The sequence below is a fragment of the Paenibacillus sp. EKM301P genome (assembly GCF_011800295.1).
GTDB lineage: Bacteria > Bacillota > Bacilli > Paenibacillales > Paenibacillaceae > Paenibacillus > Paenibacillus polymyxa.
The window spans coordinates 153,021-177,541 of the sequence record NZ_JAALFM010000007.1; the positions used below are offsets into that span (position 1 = coordinate 153,021).

Consider the following 24,521-nt stretch of genomic DNA (forward strand, 5'->3'; position numbering starts at 1 on the left):
CTACAGGAGGCTTTAAAATGAAAGCTGTAATACATACCGGCAAAAGCGGCCTTGAGGGCCTGATGTATAAGGACGTTACGGACAGACATCCGGGGCACGGCGAAGTGAAGGTCAGACTCAAAGCCGCGGGCTTGAATCATCGGGATCTGTTCCTCATGGCGGATCGAACCGCCAACGACGCTCCACTCATTCTCGGATCGGATGGAGCAGGCGTGATCGAAGCTGTAGGCGCTGGCGTTCCAAACTCGCTGGTTGGCACTGAAGTAATCATCAATCCTTGTATCGGATGGGAAAAGGCGCACCTCGTTCCCTTGGTTCCTGCCATTTTGGGTGGTCCTTCGGATGGAGCATTGGCCGAATCGGTCATCATTCCCGCTCAAAATGCCGTCAGCAAGCCAGCTTACCTGTCTTGGGAAGAAGCAGGGGTACTGCCTCTGTCTGCCTTGACCGCTTACCGCGCTCTCTTCACTAGAGGCCAATTTCAGCAAGGGGATCATGTGCTCATCCCCGGTATTGGCGGCGGGGTAGCCACGTATGCCATGCTCATGGCTTTAGCAGCGGGCGCACAGGTCAGCGTCACATCACGTAGCGAAGCCAAAAAACAAGCTGCCCTCACCCATGGCGCTCATCATGCATTCGACAGTGATAGCGATTGGAAAGAAAGTATGAACGGAGACACCGTGGATCTGATCCTTGACAGCATCGGACCCGTTACGTTCGATAAATATCTGGATGTCATCAAACCGGATGGTCGAATCGTTACATTTGGCGCAAGCTCAGGAGATCACATAGAACTTCCGCTTCGCTCCATATTTTTCCCACAGATTAGCATCATCGGTACCTCTATGGGCAGCAGCGAGGAATTCGCAGATATGCTCCAATTCATGGAGCGTCATTCCCTTCATCCCATTACAGACGGCGTCTTCCCTCTACAAGATACGGCGCAAGCCTTTTACCGTATGCAGCAGGGAGCGCAGTTAGGCAATATAGGGATCAGCATGGAGTAATACGCACGTAACCCTATGCGTCTAGAAAAAAATCCACTACTATAAAGGGCCTCATCCGAGGTCAATTTTATAGTAGTGGACCTATTCAGTCGATCAAACGGTGCTGAACCCATTTGTTGCCGCGGAAGCGCCAGAGGAAAACGATCCCCCGCACCCCCCATTCAATATCCATGGCCAGCCAAACACCCACAATTCCCCAATTGAACACAATGCCCAAAACATATCCGAGCACTACCCGACATAGCCACATGGACAGCATTGAGGTGAGGGACGTAAATTTAGAATCACCTGCTGCCCTAAGCGCAGAGGGTGTAATAAAGGCGATGGACCAGAGTGGAATCTGGGCCAACGTATTAATCAGCATGACCATAAAAATGTCATCTACAATTTCAGCAGGCGGATGAAACAGCCCTACCATCGGCTTAAACAAAGGCATTAGGATCAGCCCCATTACAATAAACGAAGCGGACGACAGCCAAATAAACGATTTGGTAAACTTGCGGGCATCGTGTACATTTCGCCGCCCCATGCATTGACCGACCACGGTCACAATTGTAAGAGCCAGAGCATTTGCAGGAATTTGGAACACGTTAGCTAGGGATGAGCAAATGGCATTCGTCGCCAATGCATTGGTCCCCAGGTTCACAATGAAAATTTGGGTTAAAATTTTACCCCCATTAAAAAACATCTGTTCCGCCGCAAAAGGAAGACCAATAAACAGAATCTTTTTAAGCATAGCCAGATTAAAATAAAGCATATCCCTAAGCTGGACACGCAAGTCATCATCTACCCTGACCAAATAAATCAACGCGCAGGCAGCCCCTGCATATCTGGACACATTGACTGCAATCGTCATGCCCAGTACACTCATATCCAACAAGTTAATAAATACGACATTCAGCAGCACGTACGAAAGGTTCATGATAAGCGAAAGAGCCAGCGATGCCCTCGTCTTGCCGATCCCTCTCAGCGCTCCACATACCGCTTCAACAATCGCAATCCCTACAAAAGACATACAGCTTCCCAGCAGGTACACCTTGCCGTTAGCCAATACATCAGGCGAGGCGGAGCCAAACAGCACACTTAAAATTGGATTGTACAACACGATCATAAACAGACTGATGCATAAGGCCAGCAAGGAAACGGAGGATATGGTACCGGAGGTTGCTTTAGAGACCATAAGGTCATTACCGCTTCCCTTATACTGCGCCACAACAACCGTCCCCCCGGTAGACACAGCCACAAATACATTAATTAGAAAAATATTTAGTGAATCAATCATATTTACAGCACTGACCGCCGCCATTCCTGACGAGCTAATCATAGCCGTGTTCACCAAATTAAGACCCACAATAAAAGCCTGATCAATCAGAAGCGGGATAAACAGGGCAATAATCTGCCGATAATCAATGGACTCTCCTGAAAAATGTCTATTTAGAAAGCCATGCGTCCTCATCCTTACACTCAGTTGACTCATATTATCACTTTCTTTTTATCAAATTGAAAAAAACCCTTCAGCAGAAGAGTCTTTCATGGCGAAAAAATGTATAAAGTTGCAAGGCTAGATGTCTCTGGCTCTTGATTCTGTACACTTTTCTCTACATAGAAGTATCACTCTAAAAGAAAATTCTGTCAATGGTTTTAATCACATTTGAATAGAAAAAACATAAAAACCTGCTCAGCTCAGTGAACAGGTTTTTAAGCAGCATGACCATGTTATAAAATCTTATTAACACCTTGTTAAAAGCATGATTATGATCTTCTCGCAATTAAATCTTGTTGAATAGAAGCTTCATTCTTCTCGAATTTCTTATAGAAAAACATAGGAATGATTCCGATCAAGAAGACGATAAACGGTAGCCAGATGAAGCTGAACTGAATGCCTGACAAAGCAGTCGGGGTCTGAACCTTTCCAGCAATATAGCCTGTGCTACCCATAACCCATGCTGGCAATAATCCGCCAATTCCGCTACCCGCTTTAATACAGAATGCGCTTCCAATAGAAGTCAGGAATCCACTTGCCCGAATTCCATTTTTCCATTCCCCGTAATCTACTGTATCGGACAACATTGCAAATGGCATCGAGCACGCAAAGCCTGATCCTAAGGCACCTATGATCCAACCAGCAATAATAAGGGTTAAGTTTGTACTTCCCATTAAAATCACGACTTGACCTAGTGCAGCTAATATCAATCCGATAATCATGATCGTATTTTTACTTAATTTTCTGGCGAAAAACGGAATCAGAACCATCGAGATCAATTGCAAAGAGGTCAATCCATTGATTAAAGGCACCAAGTCCTTACTATCCAGATTGTATTGCAGATAAAAAATGAGCGTGGCAGAACGAATATTCAAGCCGATCCAGTAACACAGGTTAGCAGCTACAACGAGCATCCAGGGCCAGTTTCGCTTGATAGCTGTAAAGCTTTTAGCAATCGGGACAGATTTCGTTTTCACTGCCGCATTTTCACGCAAATCGGCAAACGCTATGAAAAACATAATAATCGCCATGATTCCAAATAAAACGAGTGTTAAAGAAAAGCCTTTTTGATCATTCCCCTGTCCAAAGAAGGCTACGAGGGGTAATGTGAACGTCGTGGCGATGAAGAAGCCCACATTCCCCCCGACCATACGGAAAGAGTTCAAGACCACGCGTTCATTGGAATTGGTGCTCAGGTTAGGCAGAATAGACGTAATCGGCGTACTGATTCCCGTATACAGGATACCCGCTATGATATAAGTGATAGCCGCGTATGCAATTTTCCCCGATTCACTCCAATTGGGTGTCGTAAACGTAAGGACCATGAACACGGCAAACGGAACAGCTAGCCATAGAAAATAAGGTCTGCTCTGACCGTATTTGGACTTGGTCCGGTCAATCAGGATGCCCCAGATCGGGGCATCAATGGCATCGATAAAACGGGTGATAAATAGTAATGTCCCGGCAATCCCGATAGAAAGACCGAATACATCTGTATAAAAATATAACAGATAGCTGGAAATGACACAGTATAGTAGATTGCCAGCCGTATCCGTTAATGAATAGCTGATTTTACGATGAAAAGGAACGGTACTGGTTGCTTTTTCAGGTGGTTCCGTACTCACAATTCTCGTACTCATGATCTTTCCTCTCCCCATGCGAATGAATTATGATTCATAAACCCATACACGCATTTCCCCTTTGGCCCGATTACACCAGGCGTAGTAAGGAATAGCGGTAATTTGTTGAGGAACAAGTTCAAGGGGCTCCGAGTTGTATAATGCATTCGAACTTTTTACCCGATGTCCCTCTATGGTCAGCTTTACAATGCCACCTAGCAGATTTTCGCTAAACTCTTCTGTAATAGGACTACCCTTTGGTAATCTTAGCCCTGCCAGGTTCGCCCCATTATCGGCTTCTTCCAGACAGTACACGACTGGACCGCGTTGGAGAGCAATTTGCTGCTGGTTCATGGAGACAAGCGGGTTGCTCCGAATGCGCTCGACCGGCATAGCCAAATGCAAAGTGACCACATCGCCGTCCTTCCAAGTGCGCTGAATCTCGACATAGCCCTTTTCAAGCTGGTCTAGCGCTATAACTTCCCCATTCACCTTGACCTCTGCCTGCTTGCACCACCCTGGGATTCGCAGTGCCCATTTAAATGCAGTTGGCTCTGCTACATGGATCGAAAGAGCGAGATCCGCATCCCACGGATAATGATGGGTTTGTGTAATTTCAACCTCTTGACCAGATAAAGTCATGTTCACCTTGCTGGCAATATACAGATGCGTATATAACGTATCATCAGTCTGGGTGTACATATTGTCCTCCACTGATGCAATCATTCGCGCCAAATTGGGCGGACAGCAGGCGCAGAAGAACCATTTTTGCCGTTCTGTTTTTACATGCTCCTGATCCTTTCTCGATTTTTGAAAAGGATTGACTTCCAGCGGATTCACGTAGAAAAACCGTTTCCCATCCAGATCCATTCCGCTGATCGTTCCGTTGTATAACGCGCGCTCCAAAACATCGGCATATTTCCGGTCCGGCGCTAAGCGCAGCATGCGATTGGCCCAGAAAGCTAGCCCTACAGAGGCGCAAGTTTCGCAGTACATGCTGTCATTGGGAAGATCATGATGGCAAGTGAATGCTTCCGCATTCACCGTAGATCCGATTCCGGCGGTAATGTACATTTTGTGGTTCGTGACATCATCCCACAGCGTTTCACAGGCTTGTAACAGGGAAGCATCTCCTGTTTTGGCAGCCAGGTCTGCCATCGCAATATACAAATACACTGCTCTTACCGCATGGCCGACGGCCTCTTTTTGCTCCCGTACAGGTTGGTGTGCCTGCTGGTACTCAAAGCCTAGGCCGAAATTAATGTTGTTATCATCATTCCAGGTGGGCTCTGTTTGAATATGCTTTCTCTTTTCCTGCTCCTCCACAAAATAAATTGGATGCTGTCCCCGCTGATCGATAAAATATTGCGCTAATTTGAGATATTGATCCTTAGCCGTTACGTCGTATAATTTGATCAAGGCCAGCTCAATTTCTTCATGGCCCGGATAGCCTTTCCGTTTCCCTTCTTCTGTACCAAAAGTCTGCTGAATCAGGTCTACGTATTTCTCCATAATGTGAAGAAATTTCGTCTTACCTGTCGTTTCATAATAAGCAACAGCCGCTTCTATAAAGTGCCCGGCACAATACAGCTCATGATTATCTCTTAGGTTCGTCCAGCGATTATCGGGTTCCTTGAGTAGATAATACGTATTCAGATACCCATCCTCAGCTTGAGCCCTTCCCAACAGTTCAATAACTTCATCGGCCCGCTTTTCAAGCGCAGAATTGGGATGATCCCTTAAGCTAAAAGCGACCGTCTCCAGCCATTTGGCAAGATCACTGTCTTGGAAAACGGTTCCATAATATTCCCCACTGGATTCACCGGCCGCAATTCTAAAGTTCTCAATCGCATGACTGGGTTCTGTATCTGGTAATTCATCATTTAGTGCTTTCCACTGATAAGGAATGACCTCTTCCGCCACAACCTGCTTATACTTTTTCCAAAATGAATCATCGACGATGACATGCTTCACTGGCTTTGCCGTTTTCATTGAATAAACATCCCTTCCTGGAAATAGAACGCTTTCATTTTTGAAAAAATAAGGATAAAGTAATGATAATATCGAACAGGCTAACCTGAGCGCCCCTTGCTACAGTCCTTATTTTATCAACCTGAATTTATAAAAAAAATCGCGATCTTTAACTAAAACTTATACGATTTCACACACAAAGGAGCTGACTTCTATGAGCAAAACAGACTTTCTATCTTTCCTTGTTCCTCCATTGCCCTATTTTATAGAGGGAAATTTTACTACATATCAAAAAGGGGACTGGCATCCGAATCGCTATAACTTGGGTTATTTTGACGTAATTATCATTAAAGAAGGACTACTGCACATCGGTGAGGAAGATGAATCGTGGAAGATAACTGAAAATCATGCTCTCATTCTTGAGCCGGACAAGCACCATTTCCCCATAGAGGCATGTACAGAACAAACCTCCTTTTACTGGTTTCATTTTCAAACCAACAGTATGTGGTGTGCCCAATCCTCGCCGAATTTTATTATCCCTAGCACCCCCATTCCTGAACTGCATTTTCACTCAGAACATACCACCATCCATCTACCCAAATATCAGAAATTAATTAATCCCCATGAGCTGTTCTCCAAATTGGACTATTTACTAGCCTCTACTCTAAAAACCCGAAAGCTGGCTCTATGGGAGACTCAACAAACATTTGTGAATATTTTTCAGAGTTTGGAATATGATGAGAATTATAAAAGCAGTTCCTCCAAGTTAGCTGAACAGATCGAAATTTTCTTAAAACAAAACTACAGAAATGCGATTACTAATAAAGACCTGGAGGCGCATTTTCACGTACATCAAAATTATCTTGCTAGATGCATGAAGGCCACCTTTCAGCGCACACCACTTGAGTATTTAATGGACTACCGTCTGGATCAGGGACGCAGTCTTTTGCTGCAAACCGACTGGTCCATCCAACAAATTACGGAGGAAACAGGATTCTCCCAAGCCAGCTATTTTTCAAAGTGCTTCAAGGAAAGATTCGGAATGTCGCCGAAAAATTACAGACAACAATACTGGAAACCAGCCACCAATTGAATGTTTACGTCTCTTTTACATTTCTTTTACATTTCGATTGTATTCTTTTAATATTGTCGCTTTATACTGAGTCGGTTATATCATTTTCACATCAGAAAAGGGGCATACATATGAAGTCAACTAAACTAGCATTATTAACCATGTTAACAGGAATTCTGGTATCACCAGACCTGATCCATGCGGCAGACACTCAACCATCTGGGTATGCACCACTACGAACACAAGCAGATAAATTGGGGGCAACTATTACATGGGATAGTGATGACCATTCAGTGTTGGTCAAGCTGAAAAATGGCATTGTGGGAACTTTTACAGTCGGTGAGAAGCAATATCGTCTAGCCGGCCAAACCGGAAAAGCAGACCGTGAAATTAAAATAATCAATGGAAATGTATATCTTCCTACAAAAGTGATTACTGCGCTTGAAGCAGAAAATAGCAAATATGCAGATCCTAAAGACGCAGTTCCCACCTATAAAGTGACCCCATCTGTCGAAACAGAAGCCGTGGAGGATGGAGAAGATGCAGCTGATGACCCTGCGATCTGGCTCAATCCGGTTGATCCGGATAAAAGCAGAATTCTAGCTACCAATAAAGGCGGCGGAATTTTAGTCTATGATCTGGATGGCAAGCAACTACAGAACATCAAAGTCGGAAAAATGAACAACGTGGATCTTCGTTACGGTTTTACACTGGGTGGTAAAAAGATCGATATTGCAGGCGCAACCAATCGAACCAACAATACGATCGATATCTTTGCCATTGATGGTGAATCAGGAACATTGACCAACGTGGTTGGCAAACCTATTAAAGCAACCATGAAAGAAGTATATGGATTTAGTTTATACCATAGCCTCAAGACAGATAAGTTTTACGCGCTCGTTTTGGGCAAAGAGGGCGAATTCGAGCAATATGAGTTGACTGACAACGGAAACGGCAAAATTGCCGGCAAGCTTGTCCGCCAGTTTAAGCTGGCTACGCAATCCGAGGGCATGGTCGCCGATGATGAATATGGTACGCTGTACATTGCTGAAGAGGATTACGCCGTTTGGAAATATAGCGCCGAGCCAGACGGTTCATCCAAGCCGCTGCAACGTGTTGATATTGCAGATGGACGCAGACTTCACGATGACATAGAGGGACTCACATTGTATTATGGCAAGGACGGCAAGGGGTACCTGATGGCCTCCAGTCAAGGCAACAGCAGCTATGCGATCTATGAACGACAAGGCGACAATGCCTATATTAGCAACTTCACGATCGGCGACAGCCCTACCGTAGATGGTACGTCTGTCACAGACGGTATTGATGTTCTTGGCTATGGATTAGGCAAGAATTTCCCTCATGGTATCTTCGTTGCACAAGATGACGAAAATCTCCAAAACGGCAAGAAGTTAAATCAGAACTTTAAAATGGTACCTTGGGAACGAATTGCTACAGGTGCTCCTACCCCGCTAACGATAGACGATGGCACCAATCCGCGTGAATTGGTAAACAGAAGCACGAAGTAATGCCCGTCAGGGAAATCGAGACAACAACGTTCTGACTTGATCCATAGAAAAAAGGGGTGTCCTAAAAGCCATAAAACGGCTGCTTGGGACACCCCTTTTGTTTTTAAGCAGGAAAAGGTTCCAACATCCTTACCCTAACTATCTCGTACCCTACGCTTTAAGATCCAGTACCAGTACATTTACCGAATTAGCCGGTAATTGTAAGAGGACAGAATCCGTATGAAGTGTGACCTGATGTTCGGTAGGCACTACCTTTTCATCATTTTTCTTATTCACGTTAGGTACATGAACAAGCGAGGAATCGCCGGTTAGTGTAATCAGCTTGGCGCTGGACTCAACATTCAAATCTTGTAGATTCAGCTGCGTTGCCTTATCTACGTTGTCGGCATTCACAAGCTTCACATATACATGTTCAGCATCTCGGGTCACCGAATGAAACACGTCCCTGTTATAAGCCTCCAGCTTGTAATCCAGCACTTTGCTGGTTGTCTTGCCGTCCGTGTAGGAGCAAATCAGGTTGCTGCCCGTTTCTCCCCCATAGTTCACCGTGATGGTGTAGTCGGTATTATCGGCCAGTTCTTCATAGCTGGCTGCTCTCAAGTTGCCCGCAGCTGTACTGGAAGAGTAGTCACCCATGGTATAGCCTTCTATGCCTTGCTTGTAAACCTTCACGCCGGTAGCATTGCCGTCATAGCCAATCGCGTATTCGATGACGTTCTTTTTCTCAGCGGTAATATCCGTGAGACCTGCGCCCACATAAAAACCGTCCGTGCCGGAAATGCGGGAAGCAACGACCTCTACCTTATAGTTGTTCCAGCTGTCGTTCAAGATGTACAGGCCGTTCAGCCCGCTATCTTGGGCTTTGAGGACAAGCCCCTTGCCTTCCTCCACCGTATATCCCACGGAACCAGGAATAACCTTCCAGGCTGAATTCAATGCCTTGGTAAAATCTTGATCCAGCAGCACACTGCCGTCCTTATTCGAAGTAACAGTCACACGCTTAACCACAACCTCGGCGTTACCTGTCGCGATCTCAATTCCACCCTGAGGAATGAGGTCAATTGGCTGGCCGTTTTTGTAAGTAGAGAACGAAGTGGCCAATACTTTATTACCCAAATATTGGGCATACATTTGCTGCACATAATAGTTTGGTGTAAACCATACAGTTTCGTCATCGAACCAGATACAATCCGGTGTCCATCTGTACGTTCCATCCGTCAGGACTTTGTTAAACAGCGGCGCATACGCGGCCAACCGGACGACGTCGGCATTATTTTCGAAGCCCGTCATCACTGCTGCTTCTGCGACTGCGCCTGCCAATGTATTTTTATCTGTCGAGGCATACTCCCCAACAAACACCTTCGACGTTTCTTTCCAGTTGACACTGCCATCAGCGTTATAAGCTCTATAGTAATAATTATAGCGGTCCACATTATTCAACAGATACTCATTAGAACGGTAATAGTGCTCATCGGCAATGGTGTCCATATAGTCTTTTTGCTTCTCATACCAGGTTACAGTTTCTTCCGTCACCTGGTTACCGTCCGCAAAAGCAACCTTGGCAGAGCCCTCCATATTACCGCTCAGGAACTTCCAGCCCTGTTGATAGGCATCGTCGTCTGCTTGAGCGCCAACCGTGGAGATAATGTGCAGCTCATATCCTGGGTAGTTTTTCTCCATGTACTCATCAATCGATGTCTTGAACACTTCAAAGTTGGCGAAGAACTCTGTGCCCCAGTTTTCGTTCCCCACGCCCAGATAACGCAGATCGAACGGTGCTTCATGGCCCATTTTTTTACGCATGGCAGCCCATTCATTATGTTCAAAATCAACGCTGATCGCAAAGTCGATCAGATCCGTAAAATTCTTGATATAGTATTCTCTTAATGCGCCGCCAGCCGGATGAGCATAATCCGAGCGGGCTTGGCAGAGCACACCACAGGCCATAACTGGAAGCGGAGCTGCATTGAGGTCTTCTGCCAACTGGAAGTATTCCATATAACCAAGACCCATGGTCATCATATAGCCCCATACATTAAAGTTTTCCTTGCGCAGCTCGATATCCCCAATGGATTCCTTCCAGTCATATACGTTTTCCCATATAAACGATCCTTCGGAAATACATCCCCCTGGAAAACGCAAAAACTTCGGATGCATGCCGACCAGTGCGTTCACCAGATCTTTTCTCAATCGGTAGTTCGGATTACCCTGATAGTTGGCGTGTGCCGATGGGGAGTGCTCTTCCTCTCCCGCCCCCCATACATCTTGTGGGAATAAGGAAACCATATCAATGGAAATGTCGCCTTCAAATGTAAGCGCCAGTTGTCCCAGAACCGTAGCTGTACCTGTCAGCACCAGCTTGGAATCGACGCCGTACTTTTTCCACGTGTTGCCACCTTCCACCTGTACGGTTACCGAATCACTGATGGCCTTTTCCTTTGAGTCTTGCAGTTGCAGTGTGATTGTACCCGCAGAATCGGCCTTCGCCCAGATGGTGAACTCATACTTGGCACGCTCCCGGATGGACATGGCACAATTCTGGTTAGAATCAGAAAAGCCTTTGTTCCGAATCGTTGCCCCATCCGCTACCGTCACATAATAAGAGTTCACATCCTTGTCTTTTGCGCCCAAAAACTCATTTAATCCACCGCTATGTTGTGGAGCCATCTTGTCCGTATCACCAGACCAGGCGAACAATGGATTGCGGTTCCGTCCTGTAGAGCAGCCACATTCACCAGAAGCATGGGAATACGTATCAAACTCAAAGGATTCAAAAGAACGATTTTGCACGAGTTCTGCATAAATCCCACCATCTGCCGCGTTATTGATATCTTCGTAGAACAAGCCGTACATCACTTCGCTGACATCCACAACTTCTTTATTCCCATGAATGGTCAGCGTGTATGGAGGCAACTGTTCTGGAAGAACGGATACTTCAAAGCTTTCTTCTATCCTGCTTGAACCTCTGGTCAAGAGAGCCGTAACGGTGACTCCCTGTGCGGAGGTAATCGCCTGAACCTGCCCATGGTCAGAGAGTATGCTAGGCTGGCTGGATTTCCAGGTCACTTCTACTCTTCCACCCATCAGAACCGTTGGCAGAGCTATGTCTTTGGTTATAATTGTCGTCGGAAATGATAAATACTTATCTCGAGCAAGCTTCACGATCTCTTCATCTGTCAATGAATCGCACATGACCTCAATAATTTCATCCGCCGTCAAACCTGCTTTATAAATTCGGAAGTCCGAAACCGAGCCAGCAAAGTCTACATCGGCTGCATGTTGGGAACGACCGATAAAATTGTTGCTATAGTTGGTCGTATCTGCAAACGTTTCGAACCATTTGCGCAGCTTGGCATAGTTACCACTGGAGGTTTGGCTAATGGAACCGTCTGCTGCCACTTCACCATTAACATATACCACCGGTCCCGCACTGCTTAACGTACCGCCTTTTGTGCCGATTACAGACAGGGCTATGTGCATCCACTCATCCCTGACAAAGCCTCTTCCTGGGTCTACGGACAAATCCACCTCAGTGAAAAGAGTTCCGCGCAGATTCCGTGTCATAAACATATAAGGCCCAGTATGCGCTTTACCAAAGTCAAAAACACGTTCCCACATATCTGTGAATCTGCCGAAGTTTACCCAAGCCGTCACTGTAACACCGGTGTTATCGCTTACATCTTTAAACAGATCAGAAGGGAGCTGAATATAAGATGTTCCGTTGGGTCCTCCCTCAAGTGCCAAAGCCGCTCTTCCTGTAGCATGGGAGATCGTAGGTGCTGCTGTGCCTGAAGCAATCCCGTCATTACCTTGTCCGGAGCTATCCTTGCCGACGTTCTCTGCATCATCAAACTTGTACCGCGCAATGATTTGATCTTGGAATTTGGTCATCTTTGTGGCTCCTATACCTATAGTTTATTAATGTAATACCTAATTAGTTAATGTAAATGCGTACTATATAGCTATAGTACCTTATCCTGTGTACTTTTTTCAATCCAATAAATCAGATTTATAAAGAAAATGCTTGAACAAACTACAATAAAAAAGCAGTCATCACAGAGAATACTCTGCAACAACTGCTGTTTGGTTTACAAAGCTATCCGTTCAATTTATGTCCACAATTCGGACAAAAGTTAGCTCCCTCGTTTTTTGTACCACAATTCGGACAAAAATTTGGCCTTTTACCGTCGCCAGAAGGAGTGGGGGCATCGGGTGCAGGCTGAGTCTCAGCCTGAGGCTGTTGACTTGGGTTCAAATTTTTCATCATTTCATTGGCTATATTCATGCCCATCATCATACTCGCCATATCCGACGCAGCACCGCCGCCTTTTACATTCCCCGATGCCATACCGTCGGTCATCGTCACTTGTTGGTACTTTTGCAGATTACCGATCATTTCATGAGAAGCCGTCTTCGTAATCATATCTTGGATTTCTTGAGGATAATTGAAGCTCATCACATGAAAGCCTGTAATCGTCATACCGTTGTCCATCACTTGCATATCCAGGTCTTCTTGAATGCCCTTCGAAATATCAGAAGCATTTGCCTGTAGATTAAACATGTCCTTGCCTTCTCTGCTGATCCACTTCATCAATAACTGATCCAACACCGAAGTAATGCGTATTTTAACGTCCTCTACAAGATAACTGTCCTTTACCCCGGCAATCTTATCAATAAGCGTAACATAATCGTTTACTTTAAAATTAAATGTACCATTGGCACGAATCGGCATCCCGCCTGGCAATTGGGGGGTCGGAATCAAAACCGGATTTTGTGTTCCCCATTTGACCGTAAACTCCTTCGTATTAACGAACAAGACCTCCACCCGCATGCCGCTATTAAAACCGAACTTGAACCCTTTTAATGTCGATAGAAATGGAATAATATCCGAGTCCATGTTATATGACCCTTCATTCTCAAAGATACCCTCGATCTTGCCGTTATTGACAAAAATCGCATCCTGACCGGAGCGGATGATTAATTTACTGCCTTTTTTAATTTCACGATTGCTCCACTTCCAAAAGATCATGTCATCCCTAAATTCTTCCCATTCTACTACATTTGCAAATTGATTTCTGAAGAATCCCATGTGCTGTATCCATCCCTTCCGTTAAAATGATCCTCTGCTGCCGCTATGCGAATGACCGCCGCTGGTGGTTCCGCCCCCTCCGCCTGATGAGCTGCTGCTACTGCTCTTTTCAATCTTCCGCTTCGTTGTCGTGGTGTGAGTGTACAGATCTTGATGTGCAAGAACCCCTGAGGTGCTTGCATCCTCGTAGGTCTGCCGATTTACCGTAACCCGACCGCCGGAACTCGAAACCATCTTACCTACAATAATAGACGCCAATCCCAGCGCAATCGCCAAGTGAAGCCAGCCTTTGAAAAATATACTGTCCGGATTCACCCCTGGGCGGATAGCCAAATATTTGTGCGCGCCGAGAATATACTTTTGAAAGGCAAGTCCATAGTTGCCGTTCGTCAGATCCGGGGTAATTTCATGGCGGATTTTAGTAAGCCTGTCGTCATCCAGATACCGTTCTGCCTTATAAAATCCGGCCAAGTACACCTCTCTATTCCTCATATCCATCGTTAAAATGACTGCATTTCCATGAGCCCTGTCATACCCCGGACCATGATCATCATAAAAATCCTGTGTCATTTTCATAACATCCATATTGTCGGGATTGTTGGTCGTATAAATAATAATGTCTGTCTCTCTCGCGGCACCGTATTGATTAGCCATAGAGTTCAACACATCATACTCTTCCTGATTAAGTAGACTCGCCTCGTCAAAAATCAATGGCTTCATCTCTGTCGTTGCTACTTCGCCCTTCATTTCCATAGGAACCGCTAGAAAAACAGCAAAGAACAACAAAACAGCCACAATGGCTCTATATTTTTTCAATAGAATCCTCCCCCCATTATTAGCCAAGTTATGAACCTTAATGAAAAGAGAGTTATGCCGAAAATGCCTGCAAACCAAGCTGTCACTTTGAACTTGCTAATCGGAGGCTTACCAACTACTTTGCCCGTCTGACCGTTCATCGCAAACGTATGCTCCAATTGATTGTAGTCATAGTGGATGACCCATACTGGGAGCAGGACATAATCCGCTTGTTTTAATGTAGTATCAATTTGCTTTTCCGTGTAACTCACAGACGTATACTCTGACACCGTGGACTGAATATAAGCATCAATATATTCCTTCACTTTGTCTTTCACGCGCGGGAAAAGCTCCTCTTCGTTATAACTATACTTTTCCGCAATATAGCCCGCTAAATATGGCGTTTTAAAAGGTTTGAGCTGATCATAAGGAAAAGGCTCCAATTTATCCATCAGCTCGTCATTCATTTTCTCCGCAGCATCAATCGGAACCTTCACGTAATTCAAACGGATTTTCCGATATACATCAAAATGCTTCGTTTCTGTATATTCGTAATCTCCGCTCGTATAGGTTCTCACTTGGTTACCTTCACCTTGAACCTCAATTTGATTATGTAATTCATATAACCAGAAGGGGACATACATACCGGTTATTCCCTTGATTCGATCGGCTATCATAAATCGGTTCGGTGTCAGACGGCCATTCTTGCACCATTTTTTGAACGCAGCTATGGCTTCTTCCTTGCTGATCGAAAAGGGAATAACCTGCGCCGGAGCCAGCTTCCCGGTCAGTCGATCACCCAGTACCACGGCAGAACCACAAAAGCTGCACACCGTTGCACTCGTCTCCACTTCGGTCATAATTACTGCTCCACAGTTATTACAATGATACTCATGGGCCTCATCTTCTGAAAAAACACGATTGGTCAGAGGATCAGGAATCGTATCGATGTTGTCCTCTCTTCCGCAGCTATGGCAAGATAACATTCCTGTCTCACTGTCAAAGACCATGCCGCTGCCGCAGTTGGGGCATTTGTATTCGATAACCGGCATCTGCTCACCTCTTCATGTAGAAACTATTATGATTCTTTGGAATTGATTTTCTGCTTGATTGCAGCCAGCTCATCTTCTGCATTGGTACTCTTCTCATATTGCGTGAATAACGCATCTAGGTCGTCCTTCGTCTCTCCCCGGAGTTCAGCTATCGCCATCGCTTCATCATATGCCTTGTTTGCCTTCTCTTCCAAGGCCTCAAAGCCAGAATCATGGTCGCCCATAGCATTCAAGGTTTGCTGTGCTTTGGCGATCGCCAGCTTCCCTTTAAGTTCGGCAAGCCGCACTTCCAGACGCCCTATATCGGACACCAATTTCTCCTGCATTTGTTTCATATGTACGGCGTTTGCCGAAGCTAATTCATAGGAGGTCTGTAACGATTCCAGTTTCTCTGCCTGCAAGATTTTACGTTCCAGAAACTTTCGAGCCTCATCTTCATTGCCAGCTTCCACAGACTTACTTGCATAATGCTGGAGCTTTTTGATCTCAGCTCTACATTCATCCAGTGCTCTTTTCGCTCTTTTCTCATCAGCTAGTACCGAGGCCGTTTCCGCTTTCACCTTGCCCAGATCACTGTTCAAGTTCCGCATATAATCATCAATGGTCTTCTCTGGATCACCCTCCTTATCCAATAAGGCGCTGATATTCACCTTCATAATATCCCTAAACCTTGACAAAATCCCCATGATGCCCTCCTTCAAAAAGACTGCATTCCCCCATATCATACATCATATCCGGTTAAAAATGTTCATCATTCATCATAGCTATATTCAGGCCTATCGCATCCTTTCCACTATTACTAAAAAGCAAAGGGTTCAAAAACCCTCTACAGATTTTTGAACCCTTCGAATTCATTGTTGTAGATTACAGTTCTTCATAGGAATTGGGGTCCTGGTCCCATAGCCGTCCATCTTCCCTGCTAAGCGCTGAAATCACGTTCATTTCCTCTGGTGACAACTCAAAATCAAAAATGTCCAGATTTTCCGTCTGATGTTTTACAGAAGAAGCCTTAGGAATTGGGATCGCTCCTAGTTGGATGTGCCAACGTAAAATCGCTTGTGTCGCGGTTTTGCCATGAGCAGCGGCAATTTTCCCAATCTCCTCGTTCTCCATCATGCTGTGACCGCGACCCAAAGGGCTCCACGATTCCGTCACAATGCCCTGTTCAGCATCTTTGGTACGCTGATGCTCCTGATTAAATAATGGATGCAGTTCAACCTGATTGATGCTCGGCGCGATACCTGTTTCCCGAATCAATCGTTCAGTATGCTCAGGCAGGAAATTGCAGACTCCAATCGAACGAATATAGCCCCGCTTCTTCGCCTCAATCAATGCCTGCCAGGCTTCAACATACCGATCAATTTTGGGATTCGGCCAATGGATCAAATACAGATCATAATAGTTTAAACCGCCTCTATATAGTGACTCTTCGATCGTGACAATGGCTTCCTGATATGCATGTCGACGACCTGGAAGTTTGGAGCAAATCAACAATTCTTCTCTCGGTACTGAACTCTGCTGGACAGCTTTCCCGACAGCGCCCTCATTTTCATAGTTAAAAGCTGTGTCAATCAGACGGTAACCCGCATCAATCGCGCCGGTTATCACTTTTACTCCATCTGCACCCTTCAACCCAGCAGTTCCAAATCCAATGGCAGGCACCTTAGTGCCATCATTCAATACCTTCTCTGGAATTTGATGGTTCATATTAACAGCCTCCTCTCCTATTCTCTTATACCATAACACCTCTTCAATATTCAGACAAAATACAGTGAACCATTCGGTTCCCATATACTTATTACCCACTTGCTCGTGACTTCCCTATTAAATTCTCAGTGTGCTACATCAAAAAGTGCCTGATCCCCGTTGAAATCATACTTGAATTCAAGGGGCCAGGCACTTCCATAATACTACCAAATCATATATTCCAGTTCATGCTTGACTGCTTGGTTGTCCAACACAAAGCTGAAATGTACTATACTTTTTTATTTCAAGCCTTCCCATACCCAGTTCTCTACCTCTGGCAAGTCAATACCTTCTTCACGAATGAATTGATGATGTTTCTTAACTATTGCATCCATTTCATCCGCAATATTTGCGTACTTTCCAGCGTTAGGCAAGCTTAGAACAGCTTCCTTCACCAAGTCAAAACGATCCATTTGATTCAATACACGCATATCAAATGGTGTTGTAATATCGCCATTTTCACGGTAACCATGTACATGCAGATTATGGTTATGACGATCAAAGAACAGATCTTTGATCAGACCTTCGTAACCATGGAAAGCGAATACGACTGGCTTGTCCTTTGTGAAAAATTGATCAAACTCAGCGTCAGATAATCCACGAGGATCTAACTTTTGGCTTCTCAGCTTCAGTAAGTCTACTACGTTGATGTAGCGAATCTTCAAGTCAGGCAGTTTTTTATGCAAGATCGAGATCGCAGCTAAGCTTTCAATCGTTGGCTCTGTACCAGCAGAAGCGATGACAATATCAGGCTCTCCGCCTTGATCTGTACTTGCCCAGTCAATAATCTTCAACCCTTTGTCTACCAATTCTTTCGCTTCATCAGCAGAGAACCATTGTGGACGTGGGTGTTTGGACGAAACAACCAAATTGATCTTTTGACGGTCATTTAAAATAGTGTCAAAAACAGCTAAAAGAGAGTTGGCGTCAGCTGGCAAATACTCACGAATAAATTCTGGTTTCTTATCAGCCAAATGTCCCAACAAGCCTGGATCTTGGTGTGTATACCCATTATGATCCTGTTGGAAGACCGTTGAAGTAGCTACAACATTCAATGATGGGATATCTGCACGCCATCCTTGATCCGTTGCTTTACGCAGCCATTTGAAGTGTTGAGTGATCATCGAGTCAACCACACGCAGGAAGGCTTCGTAACTTGCAAAGAAACCATGACGACCTGTTAACACATAACCTTCCAGCAATCCTTCAGCTTGGTGCTCGGATAATTGGGAATCAATGACACGACCATACGATGACAAGAATTCATCATTAGGCTCAATAATTTGATCCATCCATTGGCGTTTGGTTACTTCAAAAACAGGTGCCAAGCGATTAGACATCGTTTCATCAGGCCCGAAGATTCTGAAATTACGATTCTCTTCATTTAAAACGACCACATCTTTAACGTATTTACCTAACACAGACATATCTTGCGCAATCACTTTACCAGGCGTGGAGTTATCCAGCGCATAGTTACGGAAATCAGGCAATTTCAAATCTTTAATAAGGTTACCTGCATTCGCAACAGGGTTCATTCCCATTCGTTTATCGCCAGTAGGCAAAATTTTAGCAATCTCTGCTTTTAACCGACCGTTTTCGTCAAACAATTCCTCCGGTCTATAGCTATTCAGCCATTCTAATAAAGCAGGCGCGTGCTGCATATTTTTTTGATCGACCGGAATTGGAACCTGATGGGCACGGAACGAATTTGTATTCGGCACGCCATCCCATTCCTTTGGACCTGTCCAGCCTTTAGGTGAACGGAAGATAAGCACTGGCCACGCCGGACGAGTAAGGTCATTATTTTCACGCGCATTCTTTTGAATAGCTTCAATCTTTTCGATGGCAGTATCCAATACTTTCGCCATTTCTGGGTGCATGTGATCAGGATCTTCACCTTCAACAAAGAATGGTTCCCAACCCAAACCTTTAAAGAACGAGGTTAACTCTTCTTTTGATTGGCGAGACATAATCGTTGGGTTACTAATTTTGAAGCCATTTAAATGTAAGATCGGCAGCACTGCGCCATCCGTGATTGGATTGATAAATCGGTTAGAGAACCACGAAGCGGCCAATGGACCCGTTTCAGCTTCACCATCCCCAATAACAACAGCCGAGATCAGATTCGGATTATCTAGAATAGCACCTACACCATGAGAAAGGGAATAGCCCAGCTCCCCGCCTTCATGGATAGATCCAGGGGTTTCAGGCGCAGCATGTGAAGCAATACCGCCAGGGAATGAAAATTGTTTGAACAGTTTCTTCATACCTGGGATATCCTGCGTGATTTGCGGATAAATTTCGGTGTAGCTTCCATCAAGATATGAATTTGAAACCATAACTTGGCCGCCGTGACCAGGACCTTCAATGTAAAGCATGTTCAAATCATATTTATTAATAACACGATTAAGATGAGCATAAATAAAGTTTTGGCCTGGAATCGTACCCCAGTGTCCAATAGGCTTAACCTTTACATCCGAATCTTTCAAAGGTTCTCTCAACAAAGGATTGTCTTTTAAATAAAGCTGACCTACTGAAATGTAGTTCGTTGCACGCCAGTATGCATCAAGTTTTTCCAAATATGTTTTAGACGAGTAATCTTCTAACACGGGTGATAAAGCCATGGTGTCCACTCCCTAGTAATTTTGTTTGTAATTTATTTCCGGAAATTTCATCTACATGTACATCATAACGCTACACTGAATTAATTCAACCTTTTTCACAAGTGATACGGTCCAATTTTGTGAAATTTTGAACATACTATGAAATATAAATTAAAAAGACAGTAAAAAAGCTCTTACATTAAAATATATAGAAGGATAAACCAATAAAATTTGTGATAAATGAAGAGTTTGCAGACTCTAATCCTTTTTCAAAACTATAAAAAAAAGACCGGAGAATTCTCCAGTCTTTTCATTAGTGTACCGATACAAAGGTATTAAATTTCAAATATTTGTAGTGAAATCGCATATGCGAAAATTCAAATGGGGTACCGTTATCCAAAAAGAAAACACCCTCCATAATGCCTACGGGTTCATTTTCTTTCAATTGCAGTAGCTTTTGATCATTCTCTTCAGACGGTTCTGCAAAAATAGATAAAAAGGATTTGGTGACGGCCAGGTTCCGCGAGTCCTCCAAATAATTAAAAATGGAACCCTCAATAATGGTCTGATTTAAATCCTGGACAATTTTAATGGGGATATAGCCCGTTTCGATCATAAATGGATCATCATCAAACAGACGTAACCGAACGATTTTATAAACAAAATCATGAGTGTCCAAGAACAAATCGCGCTGTAGTTCTTCTGTCGGTGGAATGACCTCAAAACTCAATACTTTGATTTTTGGCTTTTTGCCATGCATTTGAAAATTATCAGTAACTCCTAGATTAGAGCCCTCGTAGTTAAAGATAGATTCATTTCTTATGTATAAGGGATTAATAAATGTCCCGGAACCTTGTTTTTTGAAAATAATTCCGACACTCTCCATTTTAGTCAGAGCACGTTTAATGGAACTACGACTAACCTGGTAAGTCTCACTAAGACTACGTTCATCTGGCAATCTCATATCTGCAAACTTTCCAGCGAAAATTTTCATTTTAAGATCGTCAATAATTTGCTTATAGACAAATTGTGTCATATAGTACTCCTCTTTCAGGTCTTCTATAACTCCATATAGTTTACCATAAACATGCCCATTTCATCTCATGTTTGTTTGTGTCCCTTCTACTTTACATCCTTATGCATAATGCTACCATGACATATACATCACACCACTGAAACATATCTGCAAATCAGCAAAAAATACAGCACTTCCACATTAACATCCGCATAGGACCAAGCCTGTTTCGAACTTTGTGGGTTGTTTGACTAGACCAGGCTAAAATCCTTGAATACATTGTTATTATTTATCTCGTTCAAAGGTTGTCTAATTAGAATGGTGGGGGGAGATCACATTGGCTATCCGCTACAGCGTCATCATTCCAACCTATAATCGCGCCCAGCAGCTGTTGCTCACGCTCGCTTCATTTGAATCACAAACCTACCCGAAGCAACTATTCGAAGTCATTGTAGCTGATGATGGTTCTACAGACGGAACGAAAGAAATGGTCGAAGGCTTCAAAGCATCCTATCCTCTTATCTATGTGTCACACCCTGAACAACGCGGTCGATCTGCCGTTCGAAATTTAGGACTGCGCCGAGCAAAAGGGCTATACATCATTTTCTGTGACGCTGACTTTTTGGTGCTGCCTCATTTCATTAAAACCGTGAGCCGTTATCACCGCAAGTATCCCAAATCTGTGCTTTCAGGCATTCCGCACTCGTGGGACGATGCATTTACCCACTATCACCCTGATTTTTCTGTGGAAGAAAAAGAACATTGTCGGAGCATACTTACACAATCCGGCTTATGGAATTCTGACTTTGAAACAGCGAATGAAATTGTTCCAATCATCACCCCTGATGATGTCCTTCATCAAACGGGTGCACTGTCTAAAGTCGTTAGCCCCACAAGGGTTCCTCCCAATACGCAGAAACAATTTGCCTCAACGGACGTAGCTCCCTGGATGATGCTAGTAACTCGTTGTGTGGCCATCAGACGCAACCACTTAATTCGTATTGGAGGTTTCAATGAACGGTTTGTGCTGTACGGACTCGAAGACTGGGATCTTGGCTATAGACTGCATCGCTTAAAAATCCCTTTTTATTGCATCAAAGAGGTGGTCGGGTATCATCAGGAGCATCCAACCCATCTTAGAGGTAACGTTTTAAATACGGAAAATCTAAGAATCATGTATGAAACTTACGGGTTCAATGACTCCTCGTTAAATTTATTTGCTCTGATTCCTCCATCCGAGGATTTTGAGACCTACAAAAATACGCTGCGAGTATTGCGCAGGGGACTCCGTTCCAGGTTAACACGTTCATCAGCTATGTTGTTGAGAAGGACACTACGCATTGCTGCCAAGCAGTTTTATTATCACAACAACACCCCAGCATACCAACAATCATTACGAGCGATACAAAGGAAAGCTGAGAACCGGAAAAGCCGAGTCGCTCATGTGTTACGAGAAATGTTAGTAAAGTCTGAAAAGCTGGTGTAATAACAAGAGGGCGGAAGGTCATGAGATATATACCTGGAAGCAGGTTCTGTCTTGGATAGATAATGTCGTATATTATTAGTCAAATCATAAATATAGGTTAATGCGGAGGATTTCATTTTCAGGAGGTAATTCATCGAATGAAAAATCCACAATCGAATGAGATTGTGGATATATGTGACTTTATCTGGATGCAAAACAGCAGCTATTTCGTTTACTTTTGTTTATCTGTTAATGTTCTCACTTCAATAGGATGCAGGTTTGCCTCGATCTGAGCCCGCTGCGGTTCATACCACTCTGGTAGCATTAATTTCTGCCCCAAAGATTCCGCAGGTTCATCGTTAGCAAATCCCGGTGGATCTGTAGCAATTTCAAATAGTATGCCGCCCGCTTCTCTGAAATATATTGCATTAAAATATTGGCGGTCGATGATTGGGGTCGGCTGATAGCCATAATGCTGGACTGTGCTTCTCCACTCTTCATGTTGCTCGAAATCTTTTGCGCGCCATGCAATGTGATGTACCGTGCCTGCTCCACCAAAGCCTAAGCCCATTTTGACCAGCGGAACATCCACAATGTTGCCGATTTCTCCAGCGGACTGATAACGAGCATATTCGGCGTCTTCGTCGATTTTCGTAAATCCGAGTATGCTCTCCAATGCATCCATCGTTTTCTGTGGATTGACGCTAAATAGTACGGCGCCTCCGAACCCTTTAATGGCGTTATCAGCCGAAATGCCATCGTAAGACCAAGTACTGTTCGCTCCTTCCGCACGTTCAACAAGCTCAAGACGTAGGCCCTCATTATCCTCGAATTGAAGATATTGTTCATTAAAACGGCTTGTTTTCGTAACTTCAATCCCAAAGCTTTGCAAACGATGCTGCCAAAAATCAAGTGAACCTGGCGGTACCACATACGAGGTTATGCCCACCTGACCGCCTCCGACTCGCCCTTTGGGAGTTCCTGGTGCCGGGAAAAAAGTAATGATCGTTCCAGGACTTCCTGCCTCGTTACCAAAATACAAGTGATAAACCTCAGGAGCATCGAAGTTGATCGTTCTCTTCACTAACCGAAGTCCAAGAATACTTGCATAGAAGTCGACATTTGCCTGCGGATTACCAGCAAAAGCTGTAATATGATGGATACCTGTAGTTTGAAGTGACATATAAAATCCTCCTTTAATCGTAGAAATCCCTATTTTTCAGCATTGGTAATTTTTAATGACTTAGGTTCATGTATTAATGAAGTATTGCATCAATGGAATATGGACCTGCGCCTATCAACGCAATACCGACTACGACAGCAATAAGAACCAGCGGATATTCATAGCCATTAGCGGTGGCCCAGATCCCGTTTTGACCATGTACTTTGACAATCGCTCCGAGCATCGTCATCGTAATCAACAGTGCAGCCAGTGGAGTAAGCAGTCCTACAGCAAATAGAGCTCCTCCCAGCAATTCCATCAACCCAGCAGCCACGGCCATCAATACTCCGGGCTTGATCCCGATTGATTCCATCCAACCACCGGTACCTTTTGGACCATAACCACCAAACCAGCCAAAAAGCTTCTGAGCCCCGTGCCCCACAAATAGCAATCCTACTACCAAACGTATCAACAACAATCCACTCGCCAACATAAAATCACGCTCCATATTATATTCATTATTTAAAGATTTTTAAATTAGAGATATTTGGCAAAGCTAAATTCATGGTTTAACGATTTTAGCCTGCTCTCTTCTAAGTTTTTCAGGAGTTACATCATCACCATTTGGATCGTAAATCGTAGCGTTCAAGAGAATACTTTGTACAGATCCCCGAAAGATTTGAAGGTATTCCTTGCGAAGATCCATTTGCTCCGTTTTTTCAATTTCAGTTAACCCAACTTCTTTTGCTTTGTTTGCCAACTGATTAATTCTTTCTAAAATCGCAATCATGTGTATACCTCCCTATGCAAAATTTTCTGTTTGTTTTATCTTTAATTTATTTATCTTGATATAAAGATATAATATATTTTTATTCTTGTCAATACTTTATTACAAAGAGAAGAAGATGATGAA

At 44.1% G+C, this 24,521-nt stretch carries 18 protein-coding genes; 4 read left to right on the top strand and 14 right to left on the bottom strand.

Annotated features, from left to right (window positions below):
- Positions 1 to 17 precede the first annotated feature (17 nt).
- Positions 18 to 1,007 carry a zinc-binding dehydrogenase gene (locus tag HFD99_RS17865; protein ID WP_117290504.1) on the top strand — a complete coding sequence of 330 codons (990 nt, stop codon included), beginning with the start codon at positions 18 to 20 and terminating at the stop codon, positions 1,005 to 1,007.
- A gap of 85 nt (positions 1,008 to 1,092) precedes the next feature.
- Here HFD99_RS17865 and HFD99_RS17870 read toward each other — a convergent pair whose 3' ends face one another.
- From HFD99_RS17870 to HFD99_RS17880, 3 genes are all read right to left on the bottom strand, one after another.
- Complete coding sequence (locus HFD99_RS17870) at positions 1,093 to 2,484, bottom strand: MATE family efflux transporter (protein ID WP_117290506.1); 1,392 nt, start codon at positions 2,482 to 2,484, stop codon at positions 1,093 to 1,095.
- Positions 2,485 to 2,759: 275 nt separating this feature from the next.
- Positions 2,760 to 4,130 (bottom strand): MFS transporter, encoded by a 1,371-nt coding sequence (locus HFD99_RS17875; RefSeq protein ID WP_039276538.1) that lies wholly within the window; start codon positions 4,128 to 4,130, stop codon positions 2,760 to 2,762.
- 27 nt (positions 4,131 to 4,157) lie between these two features.
- Positions 4,158 to 6,101 (bottom strand): glycoside hydrolase family 127 protein, encoded by a 1,944-nt coding sequence (locus HFD99_RS17880; RefSeq protein ID WP_123796643.1) that lies wholly within the window; start codon positions 6,099 to 6,101, stop codon positions 4,158 to 4,160.
- Positions 6,102 to 6,294: 193 nt separating this feature from the next.
- On the opposite strand from HFD99_RS17880, the gene HFD99_RS17885 reads away from it, so the two are divergent.
- Together HFD99_RS17885 and HFD99_RS17890 are read left to right on the top strand one after the other, a co-directional pair.
- A complete protein-coding gene (locus HFD99_RS17885) occupies positions 6,295 to 7,173 on the top strand; it encodes a helix-turn-helix transcriptional regulator (protein ID WP_016820150.1) in 879 nt (292 codons plus the stop codon).
- Positions 7,174 to 7,283: 110 nt separating this feature from the next.
- Complete coding sequence (locus HFD99_RS17890) at positions 7,284 to 8,681, top strand: phytase (protein ID WP_123796642.1); 1,398 nt, start codon at positions 7,284 to 7,286, stop codon at positions 8,679 to 8,681.
- A gap of 150 nt (positions 8,682 to 8,831) precedes the next feature.
- On the opposite strand, the gene HFD99_RS17895 is transcribed toward HFD99_RS17890, so the two are convergent.
- The 8 genes from HFD99_RS17895 to HFD99_RS17930 all read right to left on the bottom strand — a co-directional run bounded on the left by HFD99_RS17895 (position 8,832) and on the right by HFD99_RS17930 (position 21,002).
- Positions 8,832 to 12,572: an alpha-L-arabinofuranosidase C-terminal domain-containing protein gene (locus HFD99_RS17895; protein WP_123796641.1), complete on the bottom strand. Its 3,741-nt coding sequence runs from the start codon at positions 12,570 to 12,572 to the stop codon at positions 8,832 to 8,834.
- 205 nt (positions 12,573 to 12,777) lie between these two features.
- Complete coding sequence (locus tag HFD99_RS17900) at positions 12,778 to 13,770, bottom strand: SPFH domain-containing protein (protein ID WP_016820147.1); 993 nt, start codon at positions 13,768 to 13,770, stop codon at positions 12,778 to 12,780.
- Between the two features lie 21 nt (positions 13,771 to 13,791).
- Positions 13,792 to 14,586: a TPM domain-containing protein gene (locus HFD99_RS17905; protein WP_123796640.1), complete on the bottom strand. Its 795-nt coding sequence runs from the start codon at positions 14,584 to 14,586 to the stop codon at positions 13,792 to 13,794.
- Positions 14,583 to 15,617 (bottom strand): TFIIB-type zinc ribbon-containing protein, encoded by a 1,035-nt coding sequence (locus tag HFD99_RS17910; protein WP_107734419.1) that lies wholly within the window; start codon positions 15,615 to 15,617, stop codon positions 14,583 to 14,585. The genes HFD99_RS17905 and HFD99_RS17910 overlap by 4 nt, the downstream gene beginning before the upstream one ends.
- 26 nt (positions 15,618 to 15,643) lie before the next feature.
- A complete protein-coding gene (locus tag HFD99_RS17915) occupies positions 15,644 to 16,303 on the bottom strand; it encodes a PspA/IM30 family protein (protein ID WP_123796639.1) in 660 nt (219 codons plus the stop codon).
- A gap of 178 nt (positions 16,304 to 16,481) precedes the next feature.
- Entirely contained in the window at positions 16,482 to 17,324 is an 843-nt protein-coding gene (locus HFD99_RS17920) for an aldo/keto reductase (protein ID WP_123796638.1), read from the bottom strand.
- 278 nt (positions 17,325 to 17,602) lie between these two features.
- A complete protein-coding gene (locus HFD99_RS17925; RefSeq protein ID WP_044786805.1) occupies positions 17,603 to 19,987 on the bottom strand; it encodes a phosphoketolase family protein in 2,385 nt (794 codons plus the stop codon).
- Positions 19,988 to 20,279: 292 nt separating this feature from the next.
- Positions 20,280 to 21,002 carry a GntR family transcriptional regulator gene (locus tag HFD99_RS17930; RefSeq protein ID WP_016820141.1) on the bottom strand — a complete coding sequence of 241 codons (723 nt, stop codon included), beginning with the start codon at positions 21,000 to 21,002 and terminating at the stop codon, positions 20,280 to 20,282.
- A 316-nt stretch (positions 21,003 to 21,318) separates the two neighbouring features.
- Between HFD99_RS17930 and HFD99_RS17935 the strand changes: the two genes are divergently transcribed.
- The gene (locus HFD99_RS17935; RefSeq protein ID WP_031462605.1) at positions 21,319 to 22,467 is read left to right on the top strand and encodes a glycosyltransferase; all 1,149 of its coding nucleotides are present in this window, start codon (positions 21,319 to 21,321) and stop codon (positions 22,465 to 22,467) included.
- 211 nt (positions 22,468 to 22,678) lie between these two features.
- On the opposite strand, the gene HFD99_RS17940 is transcribed toward HFD99_RS17935, so the two are convergent.
- The 3 genes from HFD99_RS17940 to HFD99_RS17950 all read right to left on the bottom strand — a co-directional run bounded on the left by HFD99_RS17940 (position 22,679) and on the right by HFD99_RS17950 (position 24,398).
- A complete protein-coding gene (locus tag HFD99_RS17940; RefSeq protein WP_123796637.1) occupies positions 22,679 to 23,629 on the bottom strand; it encodes a ring-cleaving dioxygenase in 951 nt (316 codons plus the stop codon).
- Positions 23,630 to 23,702: 73 nt separating this feature from the next.
- Positions 23,703 to 24,101: a DoxX family protein gene (locus HFD99_RS17945; protein ID WP_016820138.1), complete on the bottom strand. Its 399-nt coding sequence runs from the start codon at positions 24,099 to 24,101 to the stop codon at positions 23,703 to 23,705.
- A gap of 69 nt (positions 24,102 to 24,170) precedes the next feature.
- A complete protein-coding gene (locus HFD99_RS17950; RefSeq protein WP_016820137.1) occupies positions 24,171 to 24,398 on the bottom strand; it encodes a DUF896 domain-containing protein in 228 nt (75 codons plus the stop codon).
- Positions 24,399 to 24,521: the final 123 nt, after the last annotated feature.